The 17,851-nt window shown below is 52.4% G+C and carries 15 protein-coding genes; 10 read left to right on the top strand and 5 right to left on the bottom strand.

Translation table 11 applies throughout. The features are described 5' to 3' along the window. Positions 1 to 47 precede the first annotated feature (47 nt). The 4 genes from JOD20_RS03105 to JOD20_RS03090 all read left to right on the top strand — a co-directional run bounded on the left by JOD20_RS03105 (position 48) and on the right by JOD20_RS03090 (position 4,808). Positions 48 to 410, top strand: coding sequence for a DUF1294 domain-containing protein (locus tag JOD20_RS03105; RefSeq protein WP_204753861.1), 363 nt, complete (start codon positions 48 to 50; stop codon positions 408 to 410). Positions 411 to 864: 454 nt separating this feature from the next. Beyond that, entirely contained in the window at positions 865 to 1,938 is a 1,074-nt protein-coding gene (gene thrC, locus JOD20_RS03100) for a threonine synthase (RefSeq protein ID WP_204753860.1), read from the top strand. A 146-nt stretch (positions 1,939 to 2,084) separates the two neighbouring features. Beyond that, positions 2,085 to 3,521, top strand: coding sequence for an aspartate kinase (locus JOD20_RS03095; RefSeq protein WP_204753859.1), 1,437 nt, complete (start codon positions 2,085 to 2,087; stop codon positions 3,519 to 3,521). A 195-nt stretch (positions 3,522 to 3,716) separates the two neighbouring features. Then, complete coding sequence (locus JOD20_RS03090) at positions 3,717 to 4,808, top strand: prenyltransferase/squalene oxidase repeat-containing protein (protein ID WP_204753858.1); 1,092 nt, start codon at positions 3,717 to 3,719, stop codon at positions 4,806 to 4,808. A gap of 63 nt (positions 4,809 to 4,871) precedes the next feature. Here JOD20_RS03090 and purQ read toward each other — a convergent pair whose 3' ends face one another. The 4 genes from purQ to purL all read right to left on the bottom strand — a co-directional run bounded on the left by purQ (position 4,872) and on the right by purL (position 10,683). Beyond that, the gene (gene purQ, locus JOD20_RS03085; RefSeq protein WP_204753857.1) at positions 4,872 to 5,642 is read right to left on the bottom strand and encodes a phosphoribosylformylglycinamidine synthase I; all 771 of its coding nucleotides are present in this window, start codon (positions 5,640 to 5,642) and stop codon (positions 4,872 to 4,874) included. A gap of 354 nt (positions 5,643 to 5,996) precedes the next feature. Further along, entirely contained in the window at positions 5,997 to 6,713 is a 717-nt protein-coding gene (locus tag JOD20_RS03080; protein ID WP_204753856.1) for a hypothetical protein, read from the bottom strand. Between the two features lie 15 nt (positions 6,714 to 6,728). After that, positions 6,729 to 7,562: a DUF1444 family protein gene (locus tag JOD20_RS03075; RefSeq protein ID WP_204753855.1), complete on the bottom strand. Its 834-nt coding sequence runs from the start codon at positions 7,560 to 7,562 to the stop codon at positions 6,729 to 6,731. 241 nt (positions 7,563 to 7,803) lie between these two features. Further along, positions 7,804 to 10,683: a phosphoribosylformylglycinamidine synthase subunit PurL gene (gene purL, locus JOD20_RS03070; RefSeq protein WP_204753854.1), complete on the bottom strand. Its 2,880-nt coding sequence runs from the start codon at positions 10,681 to 10,683 to the stop codon at positions 7,804 to 7,806. A gap of 676 nt (positions 10,684 to 11,359) precedes the next feature. Between purL and JOD20_RS03065 the strand changes: the two genes are divergently transcribed. Beyond that, positions 11,360 to 12,592: a DUF11 domain-containing protein gene (locus JOD20_RS03065; protein ID WP_204753853.1), complete on the top strand. Its 1,233-nt coding sequence runs from the start codon at positions 11,360 to 11,362 to the stop codon at positions 12,590 to 12,592. A gap of 7 nt (positions 12,593 to 12,599) precedes the next feature. After that, positions 12,600 to 13,640, top strand: a complete 1,041-nt coding sequence (locus tag JOD20_RS03060) for an ABC transporter ATP-binding protein (RefSeq protein ID WP_204753852.1) — start codon at positions 12,600 to 12,602, stop codon at positions 13,638 to 13,640. Here the strand turns inward: JOD20_RS03060 and JOD20_RS03055 are convergent. Further along, positions 13,615 to 13,839 carry a hypothetical protein gene (locus JOD20_RS03055; RefSeq protein WP_204753851.1) on the bottom strand — a complete coding sequence of 75 codons (225 nt, stop codon included), beginning with the start codon at positions 13,837 to 13,839 and terminating at the stop codon, positions 13,615 to 13,617. The genes JOD20_RS03060 and JOD20_RS03055 overlap by 26 nt on opposite strands. Before the next feature lie 276 nt (positions 13,840 to 14,115). Between JOD20_RS03055 and JOD20_RS03050 the strand changes: the two genes are divergently transcribed. The 4 genes from JOD20_RS03050 to JOD20_RS03035 all read left to right on the top strand — a co-directional run bounded on the left by JOD20_RS03050 (position 14,116) and on the right by JOD20_RS03035 (position 17,732). Continuing rightward, positions 14,116 to 14,619: a cyclic nucleotide-binding domain-containing protein gene (locus JOD20_RS03050; protein WP_204753850.1), complete on the top strand. Its 504-nt coding sequence runs from the start codon at positions 14,116 to 14,118 to the stop codon at positions 14,617 to 14,619. Positions 14,620 to 14,636: 17 nt separating this feature from the next. Continuing rightward, positions 14,637 to 15,722 carry a hypothetical protein gene (locus JOD20_RS03045; RefSeq protein ID WP_204753849.1) on the top strand — a complete coding sequence of 362 codons (1,086 nt, stop codon included), beginning with the start codon at positions 14,637 to 14,639 and terminating at the stop codon, positions 15,720 to 15,722. 76 nt (positions 15,723 to 15,798) lie between these two features. Further along, positions 15,799 to 16,770, top strand: a complete 972-nt coding sequence (locus tag JOD20_RS03040) for a type I phosphomannose isomerase catalytic subunit (RefSeq protein WP_204753848.1) — start codon at positions 15,799 to 15,801, stop codon at positions 16,768 to 16,770. Then, positions 16,770 to 17,732, top strand: a complete 963-nt coding sequence (locus tag JOD20_RS03035; RefSeq protein WP_204753847.1) for a GDP-mannose 4,6-dehydratase — start codon at positions 16,770 to 16,772, stop codon at positions 17,730 to 17,732. Before JOD20_RS03040 ends, JOD20_RS03035 begins: the two co-directional genes overlap by 1 nt. The last annotated feature ends 119 nt before the right edge of the window (positions 17,733 to 17,851 follow it).

Below are 17,851 nucleotides of genomic sequence, written 5' to 3'. Positions count from 1 at the left end.
CTTTTTTCGTTATAATAGCCTGCATCGTTTGTGATTGAGGTTGAACAATGGCGCAACGTGGGCGAATTCCAGCAGGTTTAGGTCATTTTCTGGTGGCCTTTGGGGTGGGTGCTGCATTTAATTTGGGCTATAGTTATGGCTTAATTGGGCTAATCGTTATTTCATTTATCACCCTGATTGCCTTTATCCTTGATAAACAAAAATCGCAAGGCCGCAGTCGCCGAATTGCCGAGCGCACGTTGCTGTGGTTTGTGGCGGTTGGCGGAACTTTGGGAGCGGTGGTTGGGATTTGGTTTTTTCGGCATAAATCGCAAAAAACCACTTTTTTGCAAGGCTTTTGGCTGATTGTTGGCTGCCAAGTTGTTGGTTTATTGGCCGTCGGGCTGGTGCGCAATTTCTTGGTAAATTGAGCCGTAACCACGAAGAACGCGAAGCCGCACTAAACTTGTAACGCAGAGAGATGAACATAGAGCATAGAACATAGAGTATTTATGAAGATTAGTCGTCTAATTCATTCATGAAATTCATAGCTAAAAACGTGCTTCGTACTCTTTGTGTCCTTTGTGGATCAAGCTTTTAACGCAGCGGCGCAGAGAAGATATGGCTCTCGGCTTTGGGCTATCGGAAGTTTATTCGTGAAATTCGTGGAATTCGTGGCTAAAAATTCGTGCTTCGCGATCTTCGCGTCCTTCGCGGTTCCTATCCTTCGTGCTCTTCGTGGATCAAAAATCAATTCGTGGGTATAAAACTGCTAATCTTCAGTAACTAACTCAACAATAATCTAAATATGCTATAATCAGCGCTATCGGCGATGATGCCCTTTTCCTCCTTGGGAAGGGGCTTTTTTTGTAGGATACACCAGCTATGAGTCAGCTAACCACCCATGCTTCGGCGGTGCCGTTACTCGAACGCTACCGTCAATTTTTGCCGATCACCGCCCAAACTCCGATTGTTACCTTGCACGAAGGCAACACTCCGTTGATCAATGTGCCTCGTTTGGCCGCCCACTTGGGTGTGCGCGAATTGTGGCTCAAACTCGAATCCATGAATCCAACTGGTTCGTTCAAGGATCGCGGCATGGTGATGGCAATTGCCAAGGCTTTAGAAGCTGGCAGCAAAGCTGTTGTTTGTGCCTCGACCGGCAATACCAGTGCTGCCGCCGCTGCCTATGCTGCCCGTATGGGCATGGAATGCGTGGTGGTCGTGCCAGCAGGCAAAATCGCCTTGGGTAAATTGGCTCAAGCCTTGATGTACGGAGCCAAATTGCTGGTCATCGAAGGCAATTTCGACCAAGCCCTCGATATGGTGCGCGTTTTGGCCGACCAACACCCAATTACGTTGGTCAATTCAGTCAATCCCTATCGCTTGGAAGGCCAAGCGACCGCTGCCTACGAAATTTGCGATGTGCTCGGCGATGCACCCGATTACTTGGCCTTGCCCGTGGGCAATGCAGGCAATATTTCGGCTTATTGGATGGGCTTCAAACGCTATTACGAAGCGCATCGCTCCGAAAGCTTGCCCAAGATTTTGGGTTTCGAAGCTACTGGCTCTGCGGCAATCGTGCGCGGCGAGCCAATTGCCTATCCCGAAACCGTGGCAACCGCGATTCGGATTGGCAATCCAGCTTCGTGGCATTTGGCAGTCAATGCTCGCGACGAATCAGAAGGCACGATCGATCATGTCAGCGATGAAGAAATTTTGGCGGCATGGCGCGACCTTTCAGCGCTCGAAGGTGTTTTCTGCGAGCCAGCTTCGGCTGCGGGTGTTGCAGGCATTCGCAAGCTCTTGGCGAGTGGCAGCATCGATCCCAATGGGCGGTTTGTGGCGGTGATTACTGGCCACGGCTTGAAAGATCCACAATTGGCCGTCGAGCAGTTCTCGGTTCCGCAGGCCATTCCTGCTGAATTGAGCGCTGTGGTGGCAGCCTTAAATTTGTAATGGCGCGGCGAGAGTGAGTTGGTTTTGATGCTATTGATTTAGCCACATGCTGGCATTTGAGCAGCAACTGAATTGCTGGGGGCAAAAAGTTGTTGAGTTGCTGCTCGCCTGCACGGTGGATTCAATTTTTTCATTTGGAGCATGTTATGCGTTTGTTAGTGACGAAATTTGGTGGTACGTCGGTCGGTTCAGCCGAAGCTATTCGTGGCTTAACTGCAATCACTACCACTAATCGCACTACATGGGATCATGTTGTTGTGGTGGTGTCGGCCCTCAGCGGTGTCACCGATAAATTGTTGAATATTGTGCGCGTTGCCCAAACGACGGGCGATGCGGTGGCGGTCGCTGCCTTGCACGACGAGTTGCGCCAACGTCATCATACGGTTATTGGCGAATTACTTGATGCAGAACAAGCTGCCATCCAAGCCGAAATTGATGGCTTGCTGGCTGAGTGTGCTCGTTTGTGCGAAGGCGTGCGGGTTTTGGGCGAATTAACGCCGCGCACGCTCGATGCAATTGCTGGTTTAGGCGAGCGCATGAGTGCCCGCATCGTCGCTGCAACCTTGCGCAACCAAGGCGTGCCAGCCCAGCATTTTGATGCAAGCGATTTGATTGTGACCGATGATCGCTATCAAGATGCTTCGCCGTTGATGGCCGAAACCACCGAGCGCACCACCGCAACCCTTGGCCCAATCTTGGAACAAAACATCACGCCAGTTGTGACTGGTTTTATTGGCGCGACCTTGGCTGGAGTCAAAACCACGCTTGGCCGTGGTGGCTCCGATTGGAGCGCGGCAATTTTGGGTGCAGCCCTCGAAGCCAGCGAAGTCTGGATCTACACCGATGTTGATGGCGTGATGACCGCCGACCCACGAATTGCCCCAGATGCCCATGTGATCAGCACACTTTCCTACAATGAAATCAGCGAATTGGCCTACTATGGCGCGAAGGTGCTGCACCCCAAAACGATTCGGCCTGTGGTAGAGCGCGGCATTCCCTTGCGAGTCAAAAATACCTTCAATCCTAGCCATGCTGGCACGGTGATTGTCGGCAAAACTGCGCCAATTGTCGGCGCAATCAAAGCGGTCACGGCAATTCACAACCTGACCATGATTACCGTGGCGGGGCGCGGGATGTTGGGCGTGCCTGGCATCGCTGCCCGTACCTTTGGCGCTGTGGCGCGCGAAGATGCCAGCATTTTGATGATTTCACAAGCTTCTTCCGAGCAAAGCATCTGTTTTGTGATTCCCGATGGCGGCGCAAAACGGGTGGTTGCCTCGCTCAATCAAGAGCTGGCAGTGGAATTAGAGCGGCGTGACATCGACACAATTGCGCTTGAAGAAGGCGTTTCGATCATCACGGCGGTTGGCGCTGGCATGCGCGGCACAACTGGCGTGGCCAAACGGGTATTTAGTGCAATCGGCGATGCAGAAATTAATGTGATTGCGATTGCCCAAGGCTCGTCAGAATGTGCAATTAGCTTGGTGGTTTCTGGCGATAGCGCCAAAGCTGGGGTGCGAGCAATTCACGCCCTAACGTATCGTGAAACGATCAATGCCCAACATCGCGCTCCCTGCGAATAAACATTGCGCCTGCTAAAGCTTGCCCCTCGATGCCCAGAAGCATCGAGGGGCTTTTTATTTCGCTTAGTTCAAAACCATGACCTTAGTTCTATATCTAGATAGCCATTAATTTTTGATAATGTTTGTACCAGCCCAAGAATTAATTAATAAATCTAGCCCTGCTTGGGCTGAACTATTGTTCTAGGAGGTACTGGCATGCTTCAAACGATGGTTCGTTATCGCTGGTTGTTGGTCTTAATTGCCTGCTTGGTAGCGGTCCCAATTGCTGCTCAAACGCGAGAAAAGAATCGCGGCGCAGATTGGTTACAGCGCCAACAGCAGGCAGATGGTAGTTTTGCGTCGTATTATTTCTATCCCGTTGACCCAACGGCATGCTCAGTGTATGCCTTAAACGCCGCAGGCTACCAAATTGACCCAGCAACCCAAAAGTTTATTGAACAAAATGCAGCAACCTATGCTCAAAATCCGCGTCAAGCAGCTGCATTTGTGCTGGCTCAATTACTCACTGGCCATAATCCGCGCTCGGTTGGCGGAGTCGATTTAGTAGCTGCGATGATGCAAAGCTACAATTCGGCGACTGGGATGTATGGCGAAGACTTAACCGCTCATGGCTTAGCAATCTTGGCTTTGAACGCTGCTGGTGAGCCGATCGAACCTCAAGCAATCCAAACAATCTTCGATCAGCAGGCTGCCGACGGAGCGTGGGCTACAAATACCCAAACCACATCCTTGCTGATTCAAGCCCTCGTTGCGGCAGATCAACAGCAATCCGCTGCGATTACCCGTGCTTTGGCCTACTTACAAACCCAACAAGATAGTGATCGTGGGTTTATGCAGAATCGCAACTTTCCACCAGTGGCGTTTAAAGATGCTGTTTCAACCGCTTTGGCCATCCAAGCGATTTTGGCGACCGGTGGCAACCCCAATGAAGCACCATGGGCCGATGCGAACTCGAATCCATTCAAAGCCTTGAGTCGCTTGCAGATGGGAGATGGTGGCTTTGTGCATGATTCAGCGACTCCACAGCCAGATACCATGTCAACCTGCTCGGCTGTGCCAGCTTTACTGCATATAACCTATCCATTGATCGAGCTTGCGCAGGTTGGAATTACAATTACGCCAACCTTGGCTCCCAGCGACGGTGCAACGGCTACTCCCATTCCCCAGCCTAGGCTGCCAGTTGTGCTGCCAGATGCTGGTACAAACACAAATCTGACTCTGCCAATTATCCTTGGCGTGCTTGCTACCTGTGTCTTAGTTGGCCTGCGCCTGCGCAAATTGGCCTAAATTGCCAAACGGCCTTGATCAATCAGAGTGATCAAGGCCGTTTTTTTAGGGTTAATACTTGATTTAAACTAAAGCCATTGCCCGCACGCCATTGCGGAAAATTGCCATGCCTGGGCCTTCTTTATCGAGGCCGCGTCGCCGCCATTGCGGGTGATGTTGGGGCAAGAAGGCACGGTCGGGGTGCGGCATCAAACCAAACACATTGCCCGCAGGGTTACAAATGCCCGCAATTCCATGCAACGCGCCATTGGGATTGGCAGGATATTCCATGGTTGGTTGGTCTGCTTGATCAAGATATTGCACCACGATTTGGTTGTTGGCTTGGAGTTTTTCAAAGGTGGCTTGGTCGGTCAGGAAGCGCCCTTCGCCATGGCCAACTGGCAAATCGAGCGTGCCACTCAGGCCTTGGGTAAAGATACACGGGCTGGCGCTGTTGAGGCCCAATTTAATCCAGCGACATTCATAATTGCCGCTGGCATTATCGATCAAGGTTGCTTGACCAACGTTATCGCTGGGCAAGAGGCCAGTTTTGACCAACACTTGAAAGCCGTTGCAAATACCAAGCACTGGCCGACCATCGGCCACAAAGCGGCTCAAATCTTCGCGCAAACGATAGATCAAATCGACCGCCAGCATGCGCCCAGCGCCCAGATGATCGCCATAGGCAAAACCGCCAGGAATCAGCAACATGCCATAATCGGCCAATTGAACACTGCCCTCGGCCAAGCGATTAACGTGAACCCGCTCAGCTGTAGCTCCCGCTAATTCGAGGGCTTCGGCGGCCTCGGCATCGCAGTTAATCCCCGGTGCACGCAGCACCAATACCTTTGTCATAATCAGAGTTCCTTATCGTGAAGGTCGATTATTCAAATGTTTATGTTCTAAGTGTAATGGTTCGTAGCATTAACAATACGCTTTCCATACCATCCAAAGATTCGTTGTTCATCTATGGATTGCTCACCACCCTTCCGTCCCGCCTCTAGGCGGGAGACGCAGGGGGCTTTAATCCCCCTGCACCCCCTCAAGGACAAGCCGCGACCAGACCGCATGCGTTGATGAACCTGCGGATGCGTGGTGCGCAGTGAAAACCGATCCATAGAAGCGGCTGGGATGCGGGAATGCCACGATTGATAACCTAATGAACCATTATATCTAATCTATGTTCTATGTTCTTTGTTCTTTGTTCTGCTAGCGTTCAATCACATGGTGTTGGCGTGAAGCATGAATGCCAGCGCTGGCCAAATGCACCACCCACAGCACCAAACCTGCAATCACCACCAAGGCTGGCTTGGTGAAATTGCTGCTACTGCCAATCAGCCGTGGCAGCCAAAACGGCGCGCCGAGCACGCCAAAGCAAACCAACGGCGAGAGCACCGTGGCCGCCAATAAGGTTGGCACGGCGATTTCTGCTGCATAGTAGCGGGTGGCAACCATGGCATAGAACAACAATAATGAGCTTAGCCCAGCAAAAATCGCCATCAACAGATAGAAATTAATGCCCCAAGCCCCGACAGTTTGGCTATAACGCCACAAACCGGTGCGCGCCGCCAAGCCCTGCACGATGATGTGATACAGCACCAGCGCAATATAGGCCACCAATCCAGTTAGATAATGGCGCGTCCACCAATGTTGCTGTTGGCCAAAATACATCAACAACACCGGCAATGCGCCAATCCAACTAGCGGCAAGCAGGCTATAAATTGGCACAGGATTGCCAAAAATGCTGAGTGCCGCCACCTCAGCAGGGTAAGTCAAGCTATAGAAACGTTGTAAAATCGGCTCGGCTACAATGGTGCAATGGCCTGCAATCAACACCAGCAAATAGCGGTATGAGCGAAAGCGCAGCCACAATAACATCGCGACGGCATAACAAATGACCGTAATTCCAATGAAGATTGTTGCCATGCACCAAACCTCGCACTAATTTTTACGTTCGCTCGATGACCAATCGTACTCGTAAATTAAAATTTGGCCTTGTTTGACCGTCCAAAGCTGATCGCTCAGGCCATAATCGAGTTTATAGGCATCTTGGGCAATTTGCATGGCAATTCGCTGCAAAATTTCGGCGTTGGCATCGCTAAAGCCAATCAGGAAATCGCGGTTGGGAATCCCCAGCACCAAATTACCAGGCAACAAATCGGCCCATTCGTTCAAAACATCGGTCAGCAAAATCCGCGACGCATCGTAGCCATCGCTGGTTGAGTAGATAAACAGCATCTGATTGCCCTCGCCGACCACTTGGGCCATGCCAGGCTTGAGGGTTTTGATCCGCAAGTTATCGACGGCTTTGGTGTAGATCGTCGTTTCGAGCACACCCCAGGTTTTGAGATGTTCTTCGTTGATGTAGGCCACGCTCTCTGGCTCGTCGATCACATAGCAAATGATCAAATCGGCCAGAAACGGGCGATACACCAGTTGAGGCAAATTGCGCTCGGCAACTTCCAGCAACATCGTGGCGGGCTTGATCATTGGGTAAATGCGATCTTCGAGTTCATCCCAAAGTTCTTGGCCGCGATCGGGAGCGAACGAACGCACCGCTGCTTCAAGCGATTGCAAAATTGATTCGAGTTGGGCTGGCGAGCGGCGATAGGCATTGTAAAAATGTTCTAGCTCCGAAACGACCGCCCGTCCATGCCAGCGAAAGCGAATTTCCATGCCTTCGCGGCTAAGCTCTTCGATGCCGCCAAGTTGCTCGAGGCGTTCCTCAACAACATCGCCAAATTCTTCTTGATCTAAAAGTGGCCGTTCTTCCATAGCCTTGTCCTTATTGTAGGTTAAAAGCCAAAGGCCTAGCGCCCAAAAACGTAATGGTTCACTGGATTGGCAACGAGGAGCATGCCTTCACCCCCAACCCCTCGCCCACTAAATGCGGGCGAGGGGAGCTTCGACCTAGTGGTTCCCCATCGCCCGTTCGACGGGAGAGGGGGCTAGGGGGTGAGGGGGCAAGTCGTGGTTAACCTTACCATTACGCCCAAAACGCTAAGCCTTTGAATCATTACGCTTGCCATGCAGCCTTGAGTGCTGCCAAATCGCTATCGATCAGCGCTTGACCAGCAAGATCGTTGATGATCAAGCGTGGTTCAGCAATCACATGACCGATTTTGGCATAAGCAATCGTGCCGAGTTGGGCTTCAAAATTGGCTGCTTGCTCTGGCGCAACTTCGACCAAGAAACGGGTGGCCGATTCGCTCCACAACAAGGCATCAGCGCTCAGGGCGGTTGATGTTGGTACGGCGCTTAATTCTAAGCTCAAGCCAAAACCGCCAGCAAACGCCATTTCGGCAGCAGCAACCGCCAAGCCACCTTCGCTCAAATCGTGGCAGGCACGCACGCTGTTGGCGCGAATTGCCGCATGCATCGCTTTATGCACGCTTGGGGCGGTGGCTAAATTGACTTTGGGCACAGCGCCATTATCAATCCCGCCAACTAAGCCACTGACCGCGCCACCACGTTCGTCGTGGGTCAAACCAACCAAATAGATCGCATTGCCAGCGGCTTTGGCATCCATCGAGATCGTTTGCAAAACATCGGGAACCAAGGCCATGGCCGAAATCAGCAAGGTTGGCGGAATCGCCACCCGCTTGCCTTCTGCATCACGATATTCGTTGTTCAGCGAATCTTTGCCCGAAATGAAGGGCGTGCGATAAGCCAAGGCTGCATCGTGACAACCAGCCGAAGCCCGCACCAAGCCCGCCAAACGGTCAGGCAATTTGGGGTCGCCCCAGCAGAAGTTATCCAGAATCCAGGTTTGTTCTGGGTCGCCGCCAGCAGCCACGATGTTGCGCAAGGCCTCATCAACCGCTGCCAAGGCCATCCAATAGGGGTCAATTTTGCCATACAGCGGATTTAGGCCACAGCCAAGCACCACGCCACGGCGTGAATCAACCAGCGGTTGCAAAACCCCTGCATCGCCTGGGCCATCTTCATCTACGCCAACCAAGGGCTTGAGCACGGTCGCTGCTTGTACTTCGTGGTCGTAGGTGCGCACAATATTTTCGTTGCTGGCCACAATTGGCTGGCCCAAGGTTGCCTTGAGCAAGGCATTGTGATCAACATTGGCTGGCTTTGCTGCTGGCTTTGCTGCTGGCTGCCAAGCAGCATTCAGCTTAAATTGCACCCCGCCGCTATGCAAAAACGCCATATCCAGCTCGACCACGGTTAGTTGGTTGTGTTTGACGGTTAGCACGCCATCGGCAGTAAAGTGGCCGATAACGGTGGCTTCAACATCTTCGCCACGGCAAAGATCAAGCAGGGTTTGGACATTTTGCGGCGGTACGGAGACAACCATGCGCTCTTGCGCTTCAGAGATCCAAATTTCCCAAGGTTGCAGGCCAGCATATTTGAGCGGCACGTCGCGCAATTCGACAACTGCGCCCGTTTCTTCGCCCATTTCGCCAACCGCCGAGGAAAGCCCGCCCGCGCCACAATCGGTAATTGCGCTATACAAGCCCAAATCGCGGGCTTGCAACAACACATCGATCACGGTTTTTTCGGTGACGGGATCGCCAATTTGCACCGCAGCGCCAACGGTTTCGGCGGTGTCGTGGGTCAATTCTACCGAAGAGAACGTTGCGCCGTGAATGCCATCACGGCCAGTGCGCCCGCCGATCACCACAATTGCATCGCCAGGCTGAACACCGCGTGGGTGGCTGCCGCGTGGCGCAATGCCCAATGTGCCACAGAAGACTAACGGGTTGGCGGTGTAGCCATGATCATACCAAACTGCCCCGTTGACATTCGGGATACCAAGTTTGTTGCCATAATCGCGCACGCCAGCCACCACGCCTTCGCGAATCCGTCGTGGGTGCAACACACCCTGTGAAAGCTCGCTTTCAGGCAAGTCGGGGTAGCCAAAACAAAGCACATCGGTCACGGCGATTGGCTTGGCAGAAACCCCCAACACATCGCGTACAACCCCACCAACCCCAGTATTTGCGCCGCCAAACGGCTCAAGCGCTGAAGGGTGATTGTGGGTTTCGACCTTGAAGGAAATTTCATAATTCTCGTCGAAGGCGACGATGCCTGCATTATCGACAAATGCCGAGAGCAAGGCTGCATTGCTGACCGCATCGGTGGCGCTGCGCAAATAATGATTAAGCAGGCCATTGATCGTCGCGCCGTTGGCGGCGTTGAGTTCAGCCAAGGCGGGGTGCAAAGCTGGGTCAATCGCACCATCCGAGCCAGTTTGTTGGTAGCTGATTGTGGCGCGGAAGGTTTTGTGGCGGCAGTGTTCTGACCACGTTTGAGCAAGGGTTTCAAGCTCACCATCGGTTGGGTCGCGGCCCAAATCTTCAAAATAATCGCGAACTGCCTGCATTTCGGCCAAACTCAAGGCCAAAATACCTTCACGGCTAATCCGTTCGAGTTCGCTATCGCTAACGCCACGCAAGGCCACGCGGGTGACAGTAGGCGTGTGTGGCGCAGGAAGTTGCAATAGGTGTTGATAAAACTGCAAGCGTTCAGCGCTACGAGCTTCAAGCGTTATATAAGCAGTTTCAATCAAATCATTTAACAGATGTTCACCAGCGTATTGACGCAAAACAGCTTCGTCTTGGCCAGCGGACACATAGACGCGGCGCAGGGTTTTGGCCTGTTTCAAGCCAGTAATCCCAATATGGCGCGCGCCAACTAAAATCGTCTCAGCTTCGTTATCGGTCACGCCTGGGCGAAAGGCAATCTCCACCAATGCTCCAGCTTTGGGCGCAGCAAGCTCAGCGTCGAGCGCTTGCCAAGTAGCAGTATGAGCAACGGGGTCATGCAATAATTCGAGGGTCAGGCGTTGGACATCTTCTGAGGAAAGATCGCCAGCGAGAAGGTACAGCCGTTCGTGGTTGTCGGCCTCGCGTGGGCAAACAGTGACCAAATATGCGGACACAATTGACTCCTGTTCGAGTGAACTCGTAGGCTATCGCGATTCTACCCGTCTCACGGATGAATGTCAAAAAGGGCAGTAAGAACATAGAGCAATAGAACATACAGAGTAGAGGTCAGGGGTCAGGGATCAGGCTATGGGCTAGCGGAAGAATTATTGGTTGCAAAAATAATCATTCGGGAAATTCGTGGCAAAAAAGTTTATGGCTCACATTTTAACGCAGAGGCGCAGAGCAAATATTGTCTCATTGGGACAAACACAGATAATCCAAAAAGTAAATATTTGGGGGTGCAGGGGGCTGAAAACCCCCTGCGTCTCCCGCCTGGAGGCGGGACGGAAGGGTGGTGAAAATAATCATTTGTGGAATCTGTGCAATCTGTGGCGAAAAAACTTCATTATTCACGTTTTAACGCAGCGGCGCATGGCTCTTGGCTATTGGCTATGGGTTGGCAAGAAGATAATCAGAAAAATCTGTGCCAATCTGTGGCGAAAAACTTAACCTTCGCGCTCTTCGTGTCCTTCGCGGTTTCCGTGCTTCCTGCTCTTCGTCTCCTTCATTAATCATATTTCCAACCAAATCTCCGCCAGCCAACAGCCAAAAACCTATAGCCTCTACAACGCTTGATACGTTCTATGGTAGTATTTAACCACTTTTTAATTCTCGCCAAGGAGCAAAACGATGCTTCGTTCGCGCATGTTTGGATTATTGTTGGCCATAACGACCGCACTTTTTCTGTTGGTAGTCGGAGTTCTATTTTTTGGCCATTCAATTCGGCCTGCTGCTGCCCAAAGCAATGGCTTGCGAGTTGAAAAAACCTTGCTCAAATCGAGCAATGTGGTAATGGTTGGCGAAACCCTGACCTTTGCAATTACCATCACCAATAACTGGCATACCACCGTGATCACCTTGCCAGTCGTCGATACCTACGATCGCTCGGTTTTGGCCTATATCAACGCTACGCCAGCAGAAGATAGCCACAACGCCAGCACTGGCGTGATCAATTGGGATAATATTCTGGCAACCACAGGGCCGCTCGCGCCAGGCGAGCAAGTGGTGATTTTGGTGCGCTTTACTGCTGAACACCCCTCGCCACGGGTGGTTAACCACGCTGCAACCCACGATGCCTACGATTCATTAGGCAATTTGGTGGGCGATGGCGAGGCCGAGCACGATAATGAAGCAGTTGGCGGCAATACGCCACTCGAAAAAACCCTCGATGCCGGCGTGTTGCCCCAAGCTGGTCAACGTATCACCTTCACGATTCGCGTGCAAAATGCTGGCCTCGTGGATGTGGTGAGTTTGCCGTTGGAAGATACGTTTGATCCAACTGCGTTGCAATTTATCGCCTCGGAGCCAATGCCCGATACGATTGAGCCAGGCAAATTAACCTGGGCCAATCTGCTTACGCCGCCGCGCCCAGTTCGCCTACCACCCAACGAATTTATCTCAATCACGACAGTCTTTACGGCGCTCAAAGGCATCGAGCAAACCACCAACAGCGCGCGAGTCGTGGGTGCTGGCGATAGCTTTGGCAATAATCTTGCGCCTGCTGCCGACGATGTGCCAATTCGGATTATTGCTGGGCCTGCTACCGCAACGCCAACCCGCACGCCGCGCCCAACCCCAGCGGCAACCGCAATTAATCAAGCAACGGCGACCAGTGTGGTCAGCGCCACCGAAGTGATAATTACAACTCCCACGATTGCAATTAGCAGCACCGCCACGATTGAGGCAATTGCCACGCTTACCCCAGAACAAGGTAGCGGCAGCACCGCCACGCCAACGGTTATTCCCGCAGTCTTGCCCGATACCAGCACTGGCTCAAATTCGCAAAACACGTGGTGGCTTGGTGCGGCGATTCTTGCTATACTGCTGCTCGGCATTGGCCTTACTCAACGCAGTCGTGGATAAACAAACTATGTTGCATATGCAAGGCATTCGTAAGCAATTTGAACAAACACTTGTCTTACGTGATATTGACCTAACGCTCAATCGGGGTGAAATTCTGGCCTTGCTTGGCCCCAGTGGTTGTGGTAAATCAACCCTCTTACGGATTATTGCTGGCCTTGAATCTGCGGATCAAGGCCAGTTGTTGTTGCATGGTCAGCCGCTCAATCCCATTCCGATTCATCGGCGCAATTTTGGCCTGATGTTTCAAGATTGGGCGCTCTTTCCCCATCGCAATGTTGGCGAGAATATTGAATTTGGCTTGCGGATGGAAGGCATGGCCAAAGCCCAGCGCCAACAGCGGCTGGCCGAAATGCTGGAACTAGTAGGCTTAGTGGGCTATCAACAGCGGTCAGTGCAGGAATTATCTGGTGGCGAGCGCCAGCGGGTTGCCTTGGCGCGCTCGTTAGCGCCCCGCCCGCAATTATTGATGCTCGATGAACCACTGGGATCGTTGGATCGAACCTTGCGCGAACGCTTAACCGAGGAATTGCGCCAGATTATCAAGGCAGCAGAAGTTACGGCGATCTACGTGACCCATGATCAGAATGAGGCCTTTGTGGTTGCTGATCGCTTGGCGGTAATGAATGCAGGTCAGATCATCCAACTTGCCACGCCCCAAGCGATCTATCAGCAACCCAAAACCGCCTTTGTTGCCCGTTTTCTGAGCTTGACCAATTTGTTGCCAATTGAGCAGCAAACCAGCCTCAGCCCTGAATTGCAAGCAGTAGAAACCAATTTAGGCCCATTCCAAATTCAAAGCTCGCAAACCAATGCCGCTTATCTGTTGATTCGGCCTGAAGCAGCCCAAATCGCCCAAACGGCTAACCAAAGTTTTCAGGGCATTGTGGTCGAGCAGAGCTTCCGTGGCAGTTATCAACGAATCGCTTGGCGCTATCAGCATGGATTGCTCCAGCTTGATCTCCCAAGCAGCTATCAATTGAGCCAAGGCCAAACGCTCGATCTAACATTTGATGCCCAGCAACTTAGTCTCGTGCAGAGCGACCACTAACGACGGTTGTTTTGGTTTGTTGCTGCGAGGAAAGCGTGCCAACTGCTGGAATCGGAGTATCCTCATCCACCAATTGGCTTAATGTTGAACCACAGGCAACACACGTCCACAACAACATCTTCCGGCCACGACTATATTTTTCTGCGCCCCGTTGCTCACCTATGTAGCGACAGGGTGCGTTACAATGAGGACAGTGCACCCTGTGACCTCCTATTTTTAGTTGTTTGTACTGTGTCTCTTTAAATCCAATTGTGTGTATGGCTAGCTATAAAGCACAGACTATGCCATAATCGCGCCGCATGATATAGTTCCAGAGTCCCACCAAAATCGGCAGTATGGGGATATTAACATATTTTGTTGCCAATTTGGGGGGATGAACAATGGTCTATCAGCATTGTACGCCAAAATTGGCGCAATGTTGCTGATCGCTGCAAGAACCGCTAGAATACAGGCATGAACCTAGTTTGGAGGCCATATGGCACTGCCCCCAGATTCAGCTGAGCAACCAACCCCAGCCGAAATCGCCCAGCGTTTAGCCGATGTTCCATTATTTGAACAAATGCGCCCCGCTGATCTCGATTTTTTGGCCAATCACGCCCAGATTCAGCAATGCGACCCTGCGGTTGTGCTTTCGGCGCAACAAGCCAGCGAAAACGATCTGTATGTGGTAATTCGGGGCCATTTGGAAGTTTGGCTCGACCCAAAAACGATTGGGTCGGAAGGGCCAGAGCGTAAATTGGCAACCTTGTTTGCTGATGAAATTGCTGGCGAATTGGCGCTGGTCGATGGCGGGGTGCGTTCGGCCCGCCTCCAAGCAGGCGATGCAGGCGTGCGAGTGATTTGCATCTCGCAAGCTGCGATTCTGAATCATTGTGAGCACGATCCAATTTTTGGCTATCGTTTGATGCGCAATTTAGCGGCAATGCTGGCCTTACGCGCCCGCCTGACAACATTAAGTGTTCAAACAAGCCAACCATAGTTGAGGGGGATTGACGTATGCACCGTTGGCGGCTCGCCTTTGGTCTAGGCTTGATGATCATCTGTATCAGTGTGGCAAGTTGGCGCTGGCAGCCAGTTGCCGCCCAAAATCCCGAAGATGATAATCCGCCTGCAGTTGAACAACCGCTCTGTTTTTCAACAACCAGCTTTTGTATCAACGGGGCATTTCGGCGCTATTGGGAGACCAACGGCGGTCTGAGTCAATTCGGCTATCCAATTACTGCTGAAATTCGCGAAACAACCAGCAATGGCATTTTTACAGCGCAATATTTTGAGCGGGCGCGCTTTGAATATCATCCTGAGCACTCGCGCCAATTCGAAGTAGAGCTTGGCCGTTTAGGCGCAGAGCTGTATCTTGTGCGCAATGAACGGGAAACAGCACGCGCTGGGTGTCGCTATTTCGAGCGCACTGGCTTTAATGTGTGTGAGCCGTTTCGCACCAAATGGGAAACGGTTGGCACAACCCCAGGCGCAACCAGCCTCGAAATTTTTGGCTTGCCGATTAGTCCACTCTTGATTGGGCGCGATCCGGCGGGCAATCCTATTTCGTTTCAATGGTTTGAGCGCGGGCGTATGGAATTGCACCAAAGCAACTTGATTGTTTTGGGTTTGGTGGGGTCTGAGTATCGCAATCGCGAGCAACCACCACGCCCAACCGCTACGCCAATTATTCCAGTCTCGCCCACGCCAGAGCCAATTCAACCAACCGCGATTCCAACAGCGGTCTTGCCAATTCCGATCAATGTGCCATTCCCTGATCGGCCTTGCCATATCAATGTGCCAGCGCCAGTCGAAGGCATTCAAGCTTGGGCGACGTTGCCCGTGGTCAGCCCGCCAGAAGATGAAGTTATTTGTGTGCGCTTGATTGTCAATGGCGAGGCTGCGCACCCAGCGTTTGTCAATATCTACCGCTATATTGGCAACGAACGCATTCCAGGCACTGGCCATACAACCGGGCTTGATGGAACTGCCAGTTTTGTGTTCCATGTGCGCGATCTGCCAATTGGCACGATTCCAGTTGAAATTGTTGCAACCTTTGAAGGCCGCGAATATCGCACTTGGACAAGTTTTATTCATCGCTAGCGTTATCACGATTGATCTCAGGAGCGGCGCTGGGGTGATCCTCAGCGTCGTTGCGATCGCGAAGAAGTATTAAATTATGGAAGCCAAAACCTTACCACCTCTCCAACTTGAAGCCCGCTACGATAGCCGTGTTTGGGGCGGCAATCGCTTAGCTCAATGGCTGAATCTGCCCGCTGCCCCAAGCCCACTCGGCGAAATTTGGCTGGTCTATGCCGAAAATCGCATCGCTGATGGCCCACTACAAGGCCAAACCTTGGCCGCTGTGGCCGAACAATACGGCGCATTGTTGCTTGGCAGCGTCTCATTTGAGCGCTCAGGCAGCCAGTTTCCGCTCTTGGCCAAATTTATCGATGCCGCCGATCATCTGTCGGTGCAAGTGCATCCCGACGATGACTATGCCCATACGGTCGAGGCCGCGAGTGGCTTCAACGGCAAAACCGAAGCCTGGTATTTGCTGCAAACCGAAGTCAATGCTCAATTGATTCATGGCTTTAAGCGTGCAACCAGCCGCGAAGAATGTAGGGAATTGATTGAAGCCGAGCGCTTGCCCGAATTATTGCGCTCCGTGCCAGCCCATGCTGGAACCACAATTTTTGTGCCTGCTGGCACGATCCACGCCATTAACGCTGGCGTGATGCTGTTTGAAATTCAGCAAACTTCCGACCTGACCTATCGAATTTACGATTATGGCCGACCACGGGAAATGCACATCGAACAGGCGCTTGATGTGTTGGATTATCGGGCTGCTGAGCCAGCCGAAACGCCACCAACCCAGCTTGATTCGCGTCGCACCCTGTTGGTTAAATGCCGCTACTTTGCCATGGAGCGTTGGCAATTGCATGGGCGGGCCGATTCGGCAACCCTGCCCACCAGCTTCGAAATTATCACCGTAATCGATGGTGCGGCCACATTGCGCTCATTCCATGGGGTTTGGGAGCTAACGCTGGGCACAACCTTGGTTTTGCCAGCAAGTTTGGGCGCATACACCTACGAAGTCGCCAACTCAGTGACCTTGCTGCGCTGTTACGTCCCTACTGAGGAACTCTGATGCGTGTTTTAATTACTGGCATTACTGGGCCAGTTGGTAGTTTTCTGGCCGATTATTTATTAACCTTGCCCGATCTTGAGATTCATGCGCTCAAGCGTTGGCGCTCTGATCCACGCCCGATTGAGCATTTGCAGGGCAACGTAACCTTGCACGAAGGCGATATTGAAGATAGCTTCTCGATGGCAACCTTGATGCGCCGCGTTCAGCCAGATCGGGTGTTTCACCTTGCGGCGCAAAGCTACCCCAGCGCCTCGTGGGATGCGCCAGTTACCACCTTGCGCGCCAACACCGAAGGCACGTTGAACATTTTAGAGGCCTTGCGCACCAACGTACCCCAAGCTCGGTTGCACATTGCCTGCACCAGCGCCCAATATGGCATCGTTAATCCTGCTGATGTGCCAATTAAAGAGAGCCACCCGTTGCGCCCAGGCAGCCCGTATGGCGTGAGCAAAGCCGCCGCCGAAATGTTGGGCTTGCAATATCATCAATCGTATGGCTTGCATGTGGTCGTCACCCGCTCATTCAATCACGTTGGGCCACGCCAAGGTGATCGCTGTTCGATTCAGACCTTTTGCCAGCAAATGGCAGCAATCGAGGCAGGCCAGAGCGAGCCAGTGATGCACGTTGGCAATTTGGAGCCACAGCGCGATTTTAGCCATTTTAGCGATGTGGCGCGGGCCTTGTGGTTGCTGCTCGAAAAAGCGCCAGCGGGCGAGGTCTATAATCTTTGTTCTGGCGTAGCGACACGCATCAGCGATATTGTTGATTTAGTGCAGCGCTTTGGCCGCGTGCCAATCGAAGTTAGGCTCGATCCAAGCCGTTTGCGGCCTGTCGATGAGCCAATTTTGCAGGGCGATAATAGCAAGTTGCGCCAAGCCACTGGCTGGGAGCCACAAATCGGCATGGAGCAAATTGTCCAAGAAGTGTTGGATTTTTGGCGCGCCCGCTACGGAATTTTGTAATCGACAATTCCCTCACCCCCCAACCCCCTTACTGCATGACATCCAGCCCAAGAACGGGCAATGGGACGACAACCCGTTCATAGTCAAGCGTCCGAAAGGCAGGGAGTTTCCACGTGATG

The sequence above is a fragment of the Herpetosiphon giganteus genome, assembly GCF_016907925.1.
GTDB classification, from domain to species: Bacteria; Chloroflexota; Chloroflexia; order Chloroflexales; family Herpetosiphonaceae; genus Herpetosiphon; species Herpetosiphon giganteus.
The sequence above is the reverse complement of the archived record's forward strand: the minus strand, read 5'-3'. Positions and strand labels throughout refer to the sequence as shown.